Below are 13,704 nucleotides of genomic sequence, written 5' to 3'. Positions count from 1 at the left end.
GAACGCGAGTCGTGATCAAGTCGAAACATGGTGAACTCGTGAAGGATTGACGGGAGTTGTGAAAGGTGACAAGAATTCGGATCACTCCACTCCGCTGTGTCTGAAGCGAGTGAAGTGGCGCGAGTGACTCGGTCGCGCACGCCCTCGTTGCGTCCGCCCGCGTCGGTCACGTGCGCTCAGCCACCTCCCACACATTTCGATCCACAGAGGCCCATCTTGTCGCGTTCGCAACAACCCAGGATTCCGGCTGCCCTCGCAGCGTCCGCATTCCTCGCAGTCGCCGCCGTGCCCGTGTTCGGGGCAGGCGTCGCAAGCGCCACGCCCGGCGGGACGTGCCAGTCGGCCACCGTCCAGTACCGCATCGTCGGCGCCGACGGAGGTGTCGTGGGCGCGGACTGGACCTCACAGGGCGGATTCCGTTCCTGGGACACCGTCCCCGGGCCCGTCGAGGTCCGGCTGGCCCCCGGACAGAAGGTCGCGGAGGGCTGCAAGTACCCCGTCTCCCTCGCCGAATACACCACCGAGGGGCCGAACTGGGCCACTTCCGGTCGCCAGACCATGGTGGACAAGGCCACCGTCTACCTCACCGCCGATGACGTGGCCGGCGACGACGACGCGAAGCGGACCTGGCAGAAGCTGGCCGTGAAGCTGCCCGACTGCTACGGCCAGATCGACCTGTACGGCGACGACATCGCCTACGACGGCAAGACGGGCGAGGGGCACGGCCCCGCCCCCTACCAGCCCGACGGCGTCAACACTCCGTACCACCTCATAGCGGCGTGGAACGGAGGCGAGAAGGAGTGCGCCGACAGCCCGCCGGACTCGCCCAGCCCGACCCCGACCCCTTCGGAGCCGACCCCGTCGACTCCCGCGGACAGCACTCCGCCCGCGGAGGAGACGACTCCGCCGACCACCCCCAAGCCCTCCGCGACGCCCCCCACGACACCGGACGTACCGCCGCTGTCCTCGAAGCCGCCCGCCACCCCGGAGCCGTCGCCCAGCGACAGCACGCCGCCGCTGGCGGAGACGGGTGCAGGCGCGCCGGTCGGTCTGATCGCCGGTGGTGCTGCCGTGGTGATCGCCCTGGGCGCCGGTGCGGTGTTCGCGGCCCGCTCGCGTCGCTCATGACGGACGTGCACGGGATCGTCCTCGTGCCGTAGCGCACACCTACGGCTCCGCCTCCCGGCCGACACCATCCGTGCCGGCCGGGAGGCGGAGCTGTTGCCCCGGGGGGTCACGTCACGTTCAGGGAGCGATGCCCACGCCGTTGATCCGGCTCCAGGACTTCTCCTGGGCGGCGCTCATGGCGGGCCAACGCAGCCCGCCCGGACGGGGGTTGACCCGTGTGGCGTATGAACCGGGGAAGAAACTCGGGTCGTAAAAGCAGCCGGTGCCGTACCTTTTGTCGAACGCACCGCAGGACGCCGCGAGCGACTTCGGCGTCGGCTTCTTTCCGGTGCGTACCCAAGAGTCCAGAGTGGAGATCGAGTTGGCGTACTCGGAATTGCTCAGCCCGCTGTGTTCGCTTTCCCGGGTGAAGGACTGCACGAGCCTCTTCTCCCGGTGCGCGCCCCGAAGGCTGTCGCGATAGGCCGCCTCGTGCTCGACGAATGCCGTCGGATCGTCGATGGCGTGGAGTGTGAGGACGGGAATCGCGACCTTGCCCGTGAGGTCGCTGTCGTACGACAGATCGCGAACGGCGGTCGGATCCGCGGAGAACCGTTCGACACCCGCGTTGAGCGCCTTGTCGTCGTGGGACCCGGAATAGCGAACGCCCTTGTTGCTGAACGGATTACGCCCGCCGAGCCGGTTGTGCACGATGTCGCGGAACGTGAACGTCGCGAAGCGCAGATGTGATTCCAGGGTGCGCTCCGGAATGCCCGTGACCGCGAGGATGTCGTCCAGATTGCGCTGCTGCGGCCCGGTCCGCTCCTCGGCGGGGGAGGCGAATCCCGTGCATTCCTCCAGGCGGGCGCGCAGCCCCGCGCTCGTCATGGTCGAGGTCGTCCGCAGCCCCTCCCACAGCGGGTACTGGGGCTCGGTGGGGCGAGGGTGGTTCTGGCAGTAGTACTGGTAGACCACCCGCAGGTCCACGCGGTAGTCGTAACCGCGCGAGCCGCCGCCCAGCACGCCGTTGGTGAGCAGGGCGCCGTCGTAGGGGCCGTGCTTCTTCGCGCCGTACGTCTCCACGACCTTCGCGGCGACGTTGCCGCCCCAGGACTGACCGTGCACGTATGTCCGCTTCGGCCTGTCGAACTTCTCGACGAACAGGCGGCGCAGATTCTCCGTGTCCGCGGCGGCCATTCGCGTTCCGTAACCGCCCCGGCGATACGACGAACCGGCCCACGCATAGCCTTCGTCCACCATCACCGACCAGCGTTCCAGGTCGCCGATGCTGCGGTCCGGGTCGGAGTCCGCGCCGAGGTCGGGGCCCCCGTGCGCGTGCATCACGAGCGAGCCGTTCCATTCCTTCGGGACGGCGATCGCGTAATAGGCGCCGTTGGAATCCTGCCCGGTGTAACAAGTGGCCTTTCCGGTCAGAGTGGTTGGGCACTCCACGGAAGCCGGCCCGCCCGCGGTTGAGGAGGGGGCGGAGACGGCCGACGTCGGTCCGGCGAGTGTGCCGACGAGAATTCCCGCAAGGCCCGCGGCCATCGCTGCACGGCGGCGTCGAAGTCCTTTGGCCCCGTTGCGGATGTCACGGATACCCGACGTTCCGAGTCTCGGCCGGTCCATGGGCGTACTCCTTCTCCTCATCGGCGCACCGTTGCGCGGCGGGGCCGATGCTAAGGAGAGGCCGGGCGAAAACCCATGGCTTGATCATTGCGTTCATAGTGTTCATCCGGCGGTGACCGCAGGCTCGCCGGGCAGCCGCGGCTCACCCGCGGTCGGGACCGCCCAATGGGTTCAGGAGAGCCAGTCCGTGTAGCGGGTGGGCGCGATGTGGGCGTCCTTCGGGGCGATGAGGACGGCACCGCGGACGGCCGCGAACATGCCCGCGCTGTCGTCGGTCGTGACCGTGCGGCCGTCCGGGTGGGCGTCCAGCGTGATCCTGCCGAGCTCGTCGAGCCGGTAGACGTCGGGGCCCGCGACATTGCGGATGCCTCGCAAGGGGGTGCCCGCGGCGACCTCGGCGACCGCGGCGGCGACGTCCTTGGCCGCGATCGGCTGGATCGGTGTGGCGGGCAGGCGGACGGTGTCGCCGTCGGTGGTCCAGGACAGGACCGCGTCGACGAACTCCATGAACTGAGTAGCCCGGACGATCGAGTAGGGGACCGGCCCGGCCTTGAGCACGTCCTCCTGGAGGGCCTTGGCCCGGTAGTAGTCCAGCTCGGGCACCTGGTCCACACCGACGATCGAGAGGATGACGAAGTGCTGGACATCGCTCTTCCGGGCGGCCGCGAGGAGGTTGTCCATCGAGGTCTGGAAGAACGCCGGTGAGGCCTCGTCGAAGGTCGGGGAGTTCGTCAGGTTGACGACGGTGCCGGCGCCCTCCATGGCCTGGTCCAGGCCCTTGCCCGTGATGACGTCGACTCCGGTGGACTGGGAGTGGGGCACCGCGTCGTGCCCGGCGTCGTTCAGTTTCGTGACGACCTGCGAACCGATCAGTCCGGTACCGCCGATCACTGCGAACTTCATGACACGGCCTTTCCGTCTGGGGTCTGTCGCTTGGCATACCAATCCCTCCCGATTCGGGAGGGACCGTACAAACGGTAGAGGAAGGATCCAGCAGCCGCTCGGCATCCGGTGAGCGCCGACGGCCGACCGCGGCGGGTCAGCGCAGATGCTTCTCGAAGAAGTCCATCGTCGTCTCCATCGAGGCCGGCCACTGCGGGGCGAACGTGTGGTGCTCGCCCTTGTACTTCACCAGCTCGACGTCCTTGCCCGCCTTCTCGAACGCGGCGGTGGTCCGCTCCGACCAGACGATGGGGCAGCTCTCGTCGGCCGTGCCGTGGTGGATGAGCAGCGGTTCGGACACCCGGTCGACGTAGGTGATCGGGGAGGCTTCCCTCCAGAACTTGGGGTTCTCCTCAGGGGTGCCGTGCGTCTTGTCGATCTCGGCGACGACCGGGTCGCCGTCGCCTCGCTGGAAGTGGTCGATGTTCTCGTCCGGACGCGAGCTCACGGGGGCGAACACCACGGCGGCGTCGACCAGACCGGGCGCGACCACCAGCGTGTTGTACACGACGCCGCCGCCCATCGACCGCCCCAGCAGGCCGATCCGTTCGCCGTCGATCTCCGGACGTCCCGACGAGCGCAGCGCCATCACGGCGCCGATGGTGTCCTCGGTGTAGCCGAGGCGCAGATTGACGTCATTGTCCGGGTCGTCGTCGGAGCCCGCGTGGTTGCGGTAGTCGGTGTGCAGGACGACATAGCCGCTCCGGGCCAGCAGCTCCTGCTCCCGGGCCAGTCCGCGGCCGCTGGTGTAGACGGCCGGGTCGATGTACCCGTGCGCCAGTACCAGGGCCGGGAAAGGCCCCTTGCCCCTGGGAATGTTCATGATTCCCGAGATCGTCAGCCCGTTGGCCTCGTACGTGACCGCGTACTGGGTGTAGGCGTCGGTCCGCACGCGTACGTTCCCGAGCTTGAGGTCGGAGCCCCGGTGCTCGCGCTCGATCAGCCCCGGGATCGACACGGGGTTGGCCGGAGTCGGAGTCGGGGTGGGCGTCGCGCTGGGGGTCTTGGTGGAAGCCCGGGCCGAGGTCGGCGGACTCGTGGGCCCGGCGTCGCCGTCGCCGCCCCCGGTGCAGCCGACAGCGGCCACCAGCACCAGCCCCGCGGCACCACAGGCCATGCTTCGAAACCGCATACGGCCAGTATCCCCGGATCCGCCGCTTCGAGGGGTGCCTTAGGAGTTCTCGACGGGAGCGGACCGAGTCCCGGCAGGGTTTGGCGGGGCCGCCGGGGAGGGCGATGCCCGGCGGCCGTCCATCAGCCCGGGACGGCGCCCGCGCCGCTGGAAGTGACCTGGTTCCCTGTGCCGGAGAAGATGACCCCGGGTTCGGAGGGCGCCTGGTTCAGGACCCACAGACCGATCAGGGTGGCGAGCGTGAAGACGACCGCGATCAGGACCGCGAGCACGAACCGGCGACGCCGCTCGCGGCGCATCCAGTCGCCGCGGGCCGTGCGGTAGGCGTCGGGGGCCGCGTGCACCCCGCCGGCCAGCGCCTCCAGGGCCTCGCGCAGCTCTTGTTCCGTACGGTCCGGCTCGTGTTCCGTACGGTCCGGAGAGGTGTCGTTCATCGCCGGGCCTCCATCGCCTGGGTCAGGGCGGCGATGCCGCGTGCGGTGTGTGTCTTGACCGATCCGCAGGAGATCCCCATCGCGGCGGCTATCTCGCTCTCCTTCAGGCCGAGCCAGTGGCGCAGCACGAGCGCTTCGCGCTGCCGGGCGGGCAGTTGCTGAAGTGCGTCGATCAGTACGCGCTGGTCGTCGTGGAGCAGTGCGGTGCTCTCGGCGGAGGCCACGACGTCGCTCGGCGGTTTCTCGACGTGCTTGCGCGCGACCTGGAGGTGGCGTATCCGCATCCGGGTCAGATTGCAGACCGTGGACCGCAGATAGGCCTCCGCGGCCTCGGCGTCCCGCAGCCGGCGCCACTTCCGGTAGATCTGGTAGTACGCCTCGGCCACGACGTTCTCCGGGTCGTCGGCGCCGAGCAGCACGGCCAGGCGCAGCATCGAGGAGTAGTGCACCTCGAAGAGCCGGGCCAGGGCGGCCTCCCGTTCCAGGTCGACAGGATCGGCGACCGCGGGGGAGAGGGGCGACTCCCCGGGTGCCCCTTCGCGTACGCCGTCGGGGCGGGGCTCCTCGTCGAGCCCGGGACGGTCCGCGCCCGGCGGCCGGGCAGTCGCCGCGCGGGGAACGCGTGGCTCGGGGAGGGCTGCCGATGCGGCCTGCGCCACCGTCGCATGGGTGTGGTGTCTGCGTCTCACGGGTTGGCAGCTCCCGTCTCGGGCCGGCGCCTGACGGTCAGGCGTGACGGTAGGTCGGTGACATCGGCGCCGCGCGGGACGCCGAGCCGTTCGAGGGCCGCGGTGCCGACCAGGGCGACGGCCAGGTTGAGGACCAGGGCTGCGAGCCCGGCGTAGATCTCCAGCGGCCGGTCGGCGGAACCGAAGGCCACGATCGACGAGAACCCCTCGCGCACCACCAGGAACGTGCCGGCCGTCATGCCCACGGCCCACCCGGCGAGCAGCGCCCGCGGATGCAGCCGGCCGGTGAACAGCCCGACGGCCACGGCGGGGAAGATCTGCAGAATCCATACGCCGCCGAGCAGTTGGAGATTGATCGCGTCCTGGTCGCGCAGCCCGAACACGAAGGCCACCGCCCCCACCTTCGCGGTGAGCGAGACCGCCTTGGCGATCCGCACCTGCCGTTTGGGCGTGGCGGTCGGCTGCACGTACTCGACGTACACATTGCGTACGAAGCAGGTGGCGGCGGCGATCGACATCACGGCGGCCGGGACGAGCGCCCCCACGACGATCGCGCCGAACACCAGCCCGGCCAGCGGCCCCGGCATCAACCGGTCGACCAGCATCGGCACGGCCGCCTCGGCGCCTCCCTCCGGGGCCTGTACGCCCGCGGCGAGGGCCGCGACGCCGAGGAAGCCGAAGAGTGCGAGCAGGCCCGTCCAGGCGGGCAGGGCCACGGCGACCTTGCGCAGGGTGCGCGGGCTGTCGGCGGCGAATCCGGCGGTGAGCACGTGCGGGTACATCAGCAGGGCCAGCGCCGAGCCCAGGGCGAGGGTGGCGTAGGCGGGCTGCTGCTCGGGGGAGAGGAGCAGGGCGGAGTGCGCCGTGTCCGTACCGCCGAGCCGTTGCGCGGCCCGGTCGAAGAGCGGGCCGGGGCCGCCGAGCCGGTCGAGGACCAGCCAGCAGACCGCGGTGAGCGAGACGAAGACGGCCACCGCCTTGAGAGCGGAGATGACCGCCGGCGCGCGCAGCCCGTGCCGGTACGTCGCCACCGCGAGACCCGCGAAGAGCGCCACCATCACCAGATCGCCCGCCGCGCCGCGCGGATAGACGCCCCCGGCGGTGAGCACCGCTCGTATCCCCAGCAACTGCAGCGCCAGATACGGCATCGTCGCAAGGATCCCCGTGAGCGCGACGACCAGGGCCAGCGGCGGCGAACCGTACCGCCCACGGACGAAGTCGCCCACTGTCACATAGCCGTGGCGGCGGGCCACCGTCCACAGGCGGGTCAGCAGGACGAAGGCGAGCGGACAGACGATCACCGTGTACGGGACCGCGAAGAAGGCGGGCGCCCCGTTGCCGTACGCCAGGCCGGGGACGGCCGTGAACGTGTACGCGGTGAAGATCGTGCCGCCCAGCAGCAGCCAGGTCCACACCGGACCCAGGCTCCGGTCGGCCAGCGCCCAGCCCTCCAGGGACGGCAGCCGGTCGGTGGGGCGCAGCCGGCGCGCCGTGACGGCGAGCAGCGACGCTCCGCCGATCACGGCGAGAAACGTCGCGGTCATGGCGACATCCGCCATGGGTCACCGTCCTTGGTGTGCCTGTGCCCTTGCCGGAGAGTTGCGCGGACACCCCACTCGGAGGACAGGGAACCGGCGGGAAATCTTCTGGAAATTCGCTGTCAACCACTTCCGGCCGGTGGGCAACTCTTGCACAGACCGACAAGCACGGGGAGAGGAGCGCAGGTCATGGCACCCACGGGTCATCACCGGCTACGGCGCGTCGCGATCGCCGTACTGCTCCTCGCACCCGCCGCGGGTCTGCTGTGGGTCCCCTGGTACGCCGGCGAGAGCCCACGGCTCGCCGGGACGCCGTTCTTCTACTGGTACCAGCTCGCCTGGGTGCCGGGCTGCTGCCTGTGCCTCCTGGCCGCGTACGCGCTGACCAGGCACGACCGCCACGACCCCTAGGCGTACGTACGACCGCCACGACCCCTGGTTCGTACGTACTCCGCAGTCCGCACCGCCGACCCGTACGCATCCGTACCACCACACATCACCGTAGAGGTGAGGAGCCGCCATGCCCACGTCAGTCATGCCCGAATCCGGTCGCCCGGCGCCACAAGAGCCGCCGCCCGCACGTTCCCGGATGACTCCGCGGTCGATGCTGCTGTGGGCCGCGGTCGCCCTGCTCGGCGCGATCGGCTGGGGTGTCCTCGCGCTGGCCCGCGGTGAGCAGATCTCCGCGGTCTGGCTGGTGGTGGCCGCCCTCGGCTCGTACGCCATCGCCTACCGCTTCTACTCCCGCTTCGTCGCGCGGCGCGTACTGAAGCCCGACGACCGGCGGGCCACCCCCGCCGAGCGCCTGGAGGACGGAGTCGACTTCCAGCCGACCGACCGCCGGGTATTGCTCGGCCACCACTTCGCGGCGATCGCCGGCGCCGGGCCGCTGGTGGGACCGGTACTCGCGGCCCAGATGGGGTATCTGCCGGGCACCCTGTGGATCGTCGCCGGAGTGATCTTCGCCGGGGCGGTGCAGGACATGGTCGTGCTGTTCCTGTCCATGCGGCGGGACGGCAAGTCGCTGGGACAGATGGCCCGGGAGGAGATCGACAGGGCGGGTGGGGCCGCAGCTCTGATCGCCGTCTTCGCCATCATGATCATCCTGCTCGGGGTGCTGGCCCTCGTCGTGGTCAACGCGCTCGCCCACTCCCCGTGGGGCACCTTCTCCGTCGCCATGACCATCCCCATCGCCCTGTTCATGGGCTTCTGGCTGCACCGCATCCGGCCGGGCCGGGTCGTCGAGACCAGCCTGATCGGAGTGGCGCTGCTGCTTCTCGCCATCGTCGGCGGCAGCTGGGTCCAGGAGTCCTCGCTCGCCGACACCTTCACCCTCAGCCCGACGACCCTCGTCTTCTGCCTCGTCGGCTACGGCTTCGTCGCCTCAGTGCTGCCCGTGTGGATGCTGCTCGCACCGCGCGACTACCTCTCCACCTTCATGAAGATCGGCACCATCGCGCTGCTCGCGGTCGGCGTGATCGTGGCCGCGCCCGTGCTGCGGACCGACGCGGTCAGCGACTTCGCCTCCTCGGGCACGGGCCCGGTCTTCGCCGGATCCCTCTTCCCGTTCCTGTTCATCACCATCGCGTGCGGCGCGCTCTCCGGCTTCCACGCACTGGTCGCCTCCGGGACCACCCCGAAGCTGATCCAGAAGGAGTCCCAGGTCCGCATGATCGGCTACGGCGCCATGCTGATGGAGTCGTTCGTCGCGATCATGGCGCTGATCGCCGCGGCCACCCTGGAACCCGGCCTGTACTACGCGATGAACGCGCCCGCCGGGCTGCTCGGCACCACTGCCGAGTCCGCCTCCCAGGCAGTGGCGGGCCTCGGCTTCACCATCACCCCCGACCAACTGACGCAGGCGGCCAAGGCGGTGGAGGAACAGACCCTCATCGCCCGCTCGGGCGGAGCACCGACCCTCGCGGTCGGCATGTCGGAGATCTTCTCCGGCGTCTTCGGCGGCAGCTCGATGAAGGCCTTCTGGTACCACTTCGCGATCATGTTCGAGGCACTGTTCATCCTGACCACGGTCGACGCCGGCACTCGCGTCGGACGCTTCATGCTCCAGGACATGCTCGGCAACGTCTGGAAGCCGATCGGCCGGGTCAACTGGAAGCCGGGCATCTGGCTGTGCAGCGCACTCGTCGTGGCGGCCTGGGGCTACTTCCTCCACTCCGGCGCCACCGACCCGCTCGGCGGAATCAACCAGCTCTTCCCGCTCTTCGGCATCGCCAACCAGCTCCTTGCCGCCATCGCCCTCACCGTCTGCACGACAGTCCTCATCAAATCCGGGCGGCTGCGCTTTGCCTGGGTCACCGGGGTCCCGCTGGCCTGGGTGGTCGCGATCACCTTCACCGCCGGCTGGCAGAAGATCTTCTCCGCCGACCCGCGCGTCGGCTTCTTCGCCCAGCGCGAGCGGTACGCCGACGGCATCGACGCCGGTCAGGTCCTGCCGCCCGCCAAGACCCTCGACGACATGCACACCGTGGTCACCAACTCCACGGTCGACGGCGTCCTGATCGCCCTGTTCCTGCTCCTGGTCGCCGTGGTGATCGCCAACGCGGCCGTGGTCTGCGTACGCGCCGTACGGTCCCCCGTCCCGCTGCCGACGACCGAGACGCCGTACGTCGAGTCCCGCATCGAACTCCCGGAGCAGTCCGCCGAACCGCTGGCGGGAGCCCGGACATGAGCGTCCGGCGATGGGCACGGGCCGTGCGCTGGTACCTGCGCGAGCTGACGGGGGAGGCGGAGTACGACCGCCACTGCGAGCGCCATCTGCGTCAGCACCCACTCGCCCCGGTGCCGACACCACGTGAGTACCAGGCACTGCGAGCGCGGCACCTGGAGGACCATCCGCAGAGCCGCTGCTGCTGACTCGGAGCGCGGAGGGGCCGCGGCGGCCCGGCGTGCCAAGGACGCCGGGCCGCTCTTCCGGCTGCCGGTTCCACTCCCGGGCCGCCGAGGGCCGCTACTCCGTACGCAGAGCCACAGCCGTACGGGCCCTGGCCGCCCACCCTGCCGGGAGCAGGGCGCCCAGCATCGCGATCGCGATACCGGCCAGACCCAGCAGCACCAACTGCCAAGGCACGTACACATCGAGGACCGAGGGCGGCAGGTTGGTCCCGGCCGCATGCCCCATCACCGGCAGCACGATGCCGTGCAGCGCGAACCCGGCGGGCACGCCGACCAGACCGCCGAGCACACCGATCCCGGCCACCGAGGCGAGTACGAGGCCCACGGTCTGCCGCGGCGACATGCCGAGCGCCTTGCAGACACCGAGGTCGTGGACGCGCTCCCGGGTGTCGATGACAACGGAGTTGAGCACACCGAGACCGGCCACGGAGACCAGCATGAGGGTGAGCAGGGCCGCCATCGACTGCAGGATGAGGACGAAGTTGTCCTGTTCCGAAGGGGAGTTGGCCATGGCGTCGCCGCCCAGCGGCCGCACCACCTCGGCGAGCCTGTCGGCGTAGTCGGCGGGAGAGACACCCGGCTCCACCTCGACGAGGAACGTCCGGGGCTCGGCCGCGGGGAAGTCGGCCATGCTCGCGTGGAGTTGCATGCCGTCGTCCTCCGTGTCGAAGGCCTCACCGACGATCCGCAGGGTCCGGGTAGCTCCCTGGTGGGTCACCCGGACGGTGTCACCGACCTTGGTGCCGGTCCGTTCCAGGAAGCCCGTGGCCACCACGACCTGCCCCGCGCCGTCGATCCAGTGCCCGCTGATCATCTCGTAGCTGCCCGAGCGGGAATCTCCCTGGTAGAGGCAGATCGTGACCGAGCCGGTGCCCCCGGCCACGGTGGCTTCCTCCTGGGTCGTGGCGTAGTACGAAGCGGTGCCTTCCTGTGCTTCGACGGCGGCGCGTATCCGTGCCGGATCGGCGGGCTGGGCCTCGGACCTGCCCTCGGCCGGGGCTCCGGGCCCGCCCTCGGTCGGCGGGGGTCCGGGGGCGCCGGGCGGTCCGCCGGCGAACACGGTGACCGCGGCGCGGTCCTCGGGATCCTGCGCCTCGCCGACCGCCGTGAGGGACGAGGTGAGGCCCACCGCGAAGGTCGCCGCGACCGTACCGAAGGCCACCGCGAGCAGCATCGCGACCGTGCGGACCGGATGCGCGAAGGGGCTCGCGAGGCCGTACGTCACCGCCCTCGGCAGCGGCAGCCGACCCGCCACCCGGTGCGCCCACTGGCCGCGACCCGTCCGCGGGGCCCGGCCCACCGCGATGGCCTCGACCGTACGCAGCCGCCCGGCCCGCAGCGCGGGAACCAGCGCGGCGACCCCGACGACCACCAACGCGGCGACCGGCACCACGACGTCCACCCACCAGGCCACCGTCAGTGAGGCGGTCCCGTACGCCTGCTCGGTGTCGTCGAGGAGCGGCACGGCCAGCAGGTTCCCCAGCATGACGCCCAGCGCGATACCGACGGCTGCCGGGATCAGCGCCTGGGCCACGTATGCCCGTACGACCTCACGCGGCGTGAAGCCGATGGCCTTGAGGATGCCGATCCTGCGCAGGCTGGAGCCGACCGCGCCGCTGGTCACACTGCCGACGATGATCACCGACATCACGATGCCGAGCACACCGAAGGCGATGAGGAAGGGGATGGTCGGGGCGGCACCCTGGTCGGCGGCACGCTTGGTCTCCAGATAGGACTGGCTGCCCAGCAGCGCATCGGACGGCACGGCCGCGGCGAGCCTCTTCCGGCCGTCGGTGATCTGCTTCTCCGTCCCGGCCGAGTCGAAGCGGTACAGCATCTGACTGGTGAGCGGGTTGTCCGCCGACGCCAGCGCCCTCGTCTGCGAGGGAGTCGCCCAGGCGTCGGCGGTCTTGCTGACCGACAGGGCGAAACCGACGACCGTCAGGGTCGAACTGCCCTCCGAGTCCGAGGACTTGAGAGTGGAGCCGAGCTTGAAGGCGGGGCCCGAGAACGACGCGTTGAGCACGATCTCGCCCGCCTTCGCCGCCCACCGGCCGGACTTGAGGTCCAGATCGTCCACGTCCGCCTTCGGACCGGACCGCCCGACGAGCGTCAGTTTCGGCATCCGCCGGCCCTCCGAGTCCTCCGGCTGGATCGTCGTGGAGGGGTACGGACCCGCGCTCGCGGTGACGCCCGTCTGCTCCCGGGTGGCCTTGAGCTGCGCCGCACTCGCCCTGGCCGGATCGAACTGGGCGGTCAGATGGGCGCCCCGCTGCTTCGCGAAGGCGTGGTCGAAGGGCGCGTTCGCGGCGACGATGAGCGACCCGGCGACCACCGCCGAGGCCACGGCCATCATCGTGGCCACGGCGATCACCACGGTCTGCACCCGGCGCCGCCCCACACCGGAACGTATGACCCGGCCGAGCGCACCGCCGCCGAAGCGGGTCATCGGACGGCCCCCGCCCGGGTGTCGAGGGCGAGATGACCGTCGACCAGGTGGATCGTCCGGCTCGCACATGCCTCGGCGAGCGCGAGGTCGTGCGTGACCAGCACGATGGTCTGCCCGCCGCGGTGCAGCTCCACCAGGAGTTCCCGTACGTCCTGGCCCGAGGCCGTGTCGAGGGCGCCGGTCGGCTCGTCGGCGAGCAACAGCGCCGGCCGGTTGACCAACGCCCGGGCGACCGCGACGCGTTGGCGTTCGCCGCCGGAGAGCCGGCCCGGGTAGGCGCGGGCGTGCTTCCGGATGCCGAGCACCTCCATGAGCTCCTCGGCGCGGGCCGCGCTCTTACGCCGTGCGGTGCCGGTCAGTTGGGCGGGCAGCTGGATGTTGTCGGCGACGGTGAGGTCGTCGAGCAGATTGAAGAACTGGAACACCATGCCGATCTGCTCGCGGCGGAACCGGGCCAGCGCGTGCTCGTTGAGAGCGTTCAGCTGCCTGCCGCCCACGGACACGGTGCCCTCGGTCGGCTTGTCCAGGCCCGCGACGAGGTTCAGCAGCGTGGACTTGCCGCTGCCGGACGGGCCCGTCACGGCAAGGGCCTCGCCCTTCTCGACGGAGAGCGTGAGAGGTCCCAGCGCGGGCGTGCCGACGCTGTCGTAGCGCTTGGCCACGTCCTCCAGTTGGATCACCTGTGTCATGGGAGTCGACCGTCCTTCGGATGGCGTCGGTTCGCTTCGGGTGGGTTGGTCGGGCTCAGCGAACCTAGGAGCGCGGGGTGTTGGGGCGCGTCGGCCGCGGCACCGACATCGGGACCTCCCCGCGAAGGACCCGGCCGCGAGGTCATCCCTGCGACGTACACCTGCGGGACGGGACTCTGGTC

Annotated in this window: 12 protein-coding genes; 4 read left to right on the top strand and 8 right to left on the bottom strand. The window is 70.5% G+C overall.

The genetic code is table 11. The features are described 5' to 3' along the window. Positions 1 to 285: 285 nt before the first annotated feature. Positions 286 to 1,128, top strand: coding sequence for a hypothetical protein (locus ACZ5VQ_RS33310; RefSeq protein ID WP_469108196.1), 843 nt, complete (start codon positions 286 to 288; stop codon positions 1,126 to 1,128). 117 nt (positions 1,129 to 1,245) lie between these two features. Here ACZ5VQ_RS33310 and ACZ5VQ_RS33305 read toward each other — a convergent pair whose 3' ends face one another. The 6 genes from ACZ5VQ_RS33305 to ACZ5VQ_RS33280 all read right to left on the bottom strand — a co-directional run bounded on the left by ACZ5VQ_RS33305 (position 1,246) and on the right by ACZ5VQ_RS33280 (position 7,492). Beyond that, a complete protein-coding gene (locus ACZ5VQ_RS33305; RefSeq protein WP_469108263.1) occupies positions 1,246 to 2,655 on the bottom strand; it encodes a hypothetical protein in 1,410 nt (469 codons plus the stop codon). 252 nt (positions 2,656 to 2,907) lie between these two features. Beyond that, complete coding sequence (locus tag ACZ5VQ_RS33300) at positions 2,908 to 3,639, bottom strand: SDR family oxidoreductase (protein ID WP_469108195.1); 732 nt, start codon at positions 3,637 to 3,639, stop codon at positions 2,908 to 2,910. A gap of 136 nt (positions 3,640 to 3,775) precedes the next feature. After that, complete coding sequence (locus ACZ5VQ_RS33295) at positions 3,776 to 4,810, bottom strand: alpha/beta hydrolase family protein (RefSeq protein WP_469108194.1); 1,035 nt, start codon at positions 4,808 to 4,810, stop codon at positions 3,776 to 3,778. Positions 4,811 to 4,932: 122 nt separating this feature from the next. Beyond that, positions 4,933 to 5,244: a hypothetical protein gene (locus ACZ5VQ_RS33290; protein ID WP_469108193.1), complete on the bottom strand. Its 312-nt coding sequence runs from the start codon at positions 5,242 to 5,244 to the stop codon at positions 4,933 to 4,935. Beyond that, on the bottom strand, positions 5,241 to 5,933 hold the full coding sequence (locus tag ACZ5VQ_RS33285; protein WP_469108192.1) for a sigma-70 family RNA polymerase sigma factor: 693 nt from the start codon (positions 5,931 to 5,933) through the stop codon (positions 5,241 to 5,243). Before ACZ5VQ_RS33285 ends, ACZ5VQ_RS33290 begins: the two co-directional genes overlap by 4 nt. Beyond that, the gene (locus ACZ5VQ_RS33280) at positions 5,930 to 7,492 is read right to left on the bottom strand and encodes a sodium:solute symporter family protein (protein ID WP_469108191.1); all 1,563 of its coding nucleotides are present in this window, start codon (positions 7,490 to 7,492) and stop codon (positions 5,930 to 5,932) included. The genes ACZ5VQ_RS33285 and ACZ5VQ_RS33280 overlap by 4 nt, the downstream gene beginning before the upstream one ends. Positions 7,493 to 7,660: 168 nt before the next feature. Here ACZ5VQ_RS33280 and ACZ5VQ_RS33275 point away from each other — a divergent pair, with 168 nt between their 5' ends. The 3 genes from ACZ5VQ_RS33275 to ACZ5VQ_RS33265 all read left to right on the top strand — a co-directional run bounded on the left by ACZ5VQ_RS33275 (position 7,661) and on the right by ACZ5VQ_RS33265 (position 10,345). Next, on the top strand, positions 7,661 to 7,882 hold the full coding sequence (locus ACZ5VQ_RS33275) for a DUF3311 domain-containing protein (RefSeq protein WP_200400835.1): 222 nt from the start codon (positions 7,661 to 7,663) through the stop codon (positions 7,880 to 7,882). 109 nt (positions 7,883 to 7,991) lie between these two features. After that, positions 7,992 to 10,160, top strand: a complete 2,169-nt coding sequence (locus ACZ5VQ_RS33270) for a carbon starvation CstA family protein (protein ID WP_469108190.1) — start codon at positions 7,992 to 7,994, stop codon at positions 10,158 to 10,160. Continuing rightward, positions 10,157 to 10,345: a YbdD/YjiX family protein gene (locus ACZ5VQ_RS33265; protein ID WP_469108189.1), complete on the top strand. Its 189-nt coding sequence runs from the start codon at positions 10,157 to 10,159 to the stop codon at positions 10,343 to 10,345. The genes ACZ5VQ_RS33270 and ACZ5VQ_RS33265 overlap by 4 nt, the downstream gene beginning before the upstream one ends. A 94-nt stretch (positions 10,346 to 10,439) precedes the next feature. On the opposite strand, the gene ACZ5VQ_RS33260 is transcribed toward ACZ5VQ_RS33265, so the two are convergent. After that, positions 10,440 to 12,833, bottom strand: coding sequence for an ABC transporter permease (locus ACZ5VQ_RS33260; RefSeq protein WP_469108188.1), 2,394 nt, complete (start codon positions 12,831 to 12,833; stop codon positions 10,440 to 10,442). Beyond that, positions 12,830 to 13,522, bottom strand: a complete 693-nt coding sequence (locus ACZ5VQ_RS33255; RefSeq protein ID WP_469108187.1) for an ABC transporter ATP-binding protein — start codon at positions 13,520 to 13,522, stop codon at positions 12,830 to 12,832. The genes ACZ5VQ_RS33260 and ACZ5VQ_RS33255 overlap by 4 nt, the downstream gene beginning before the upstream one ends. Positions 13,523 to 13,704 lie beyond the last annotated feature (182 nt).

This window comes from Streptomyces sp. NPDC033178, from assembly GCF_055577685.1.
Note: the sequence above shows the minus strand (reverse complement) of the source record. Positions and strands in the feature narration are given on the sequence as shown.

Coding starts and splice junctions, on each gene's coding strand:
- ACZ5VQ_RS33305 (WP_469108263.1), bottom strand. CDS start 2,655: ATGGCCGCGGGCCTTGCGGGAATTCTCGTCGGCACACTCGCCGGACCG.
- ACZ5VQ_RS33300 (WP_469108195.1), bottom strand. CDS start 3,639: ATGAAGTTCGCAGTGATCGGCGGTACCGGACTGATCGGTTCGCAGGTC.
- ACZ5VQ_RS33295 (WP_469108194.1), bottom strand. CDS start 4,810: ATGCGGTTTCGAAGCATGGCCTGTGGTGCCGCGGGGCTGGTGCTGGTG.
- ACZ5VQ_RS33290 (WP_469108193.1), bottom strand. CDS start 5,244: ATGAACGACACCTCTCCGGACCGTACGGAACACGAGCCGGACCGTACG.
- ACZ5VQ_RS33280 (WP_469108191.1), bottom strand. CDS start 7,492: ATGGCGGATGTCGCCATGACCGCGACGTTTCTCGCCGTGATCGGCGGA.
- ACZ5VQ_RS33275 (WP_200400835.1), top strand. CDS start 7,661: ATGGCACCCACGGGTCATCACCGGCTACGGCGCGTCGCGATCGCCGTA.
- ACZ5VQ_RS33270 (WP_469108190.1), top strand. CDS start 7,992: ATGCCCACGTCAGTCATGCCCGAATCCGGTCGCCCGGCGCCACAAGAG.
- ACZ5VQ_RS33265 (WP_469108189.1), top strand. CDS start 10,157: ATGAGCGTCCGGCGATGGGCACGGGCCGTGCGCTGGTACCTGCGCGAG.
- ACZ5VQ_RS33260 (WP_469108188.1), bottom strand. CDS start 12,833: ATGACCCGCTTCGGCGGCGGTGCGCTCGGCCGGGTCATACGTTCCGGT.
- ACZ5VQ_RS33255 (WP_469108187.1), bottom strand. CDS start 13,522: ATGACACAGGTGATCCAACTGGAGGACGTGGCCAAGCGCTACGACAGC.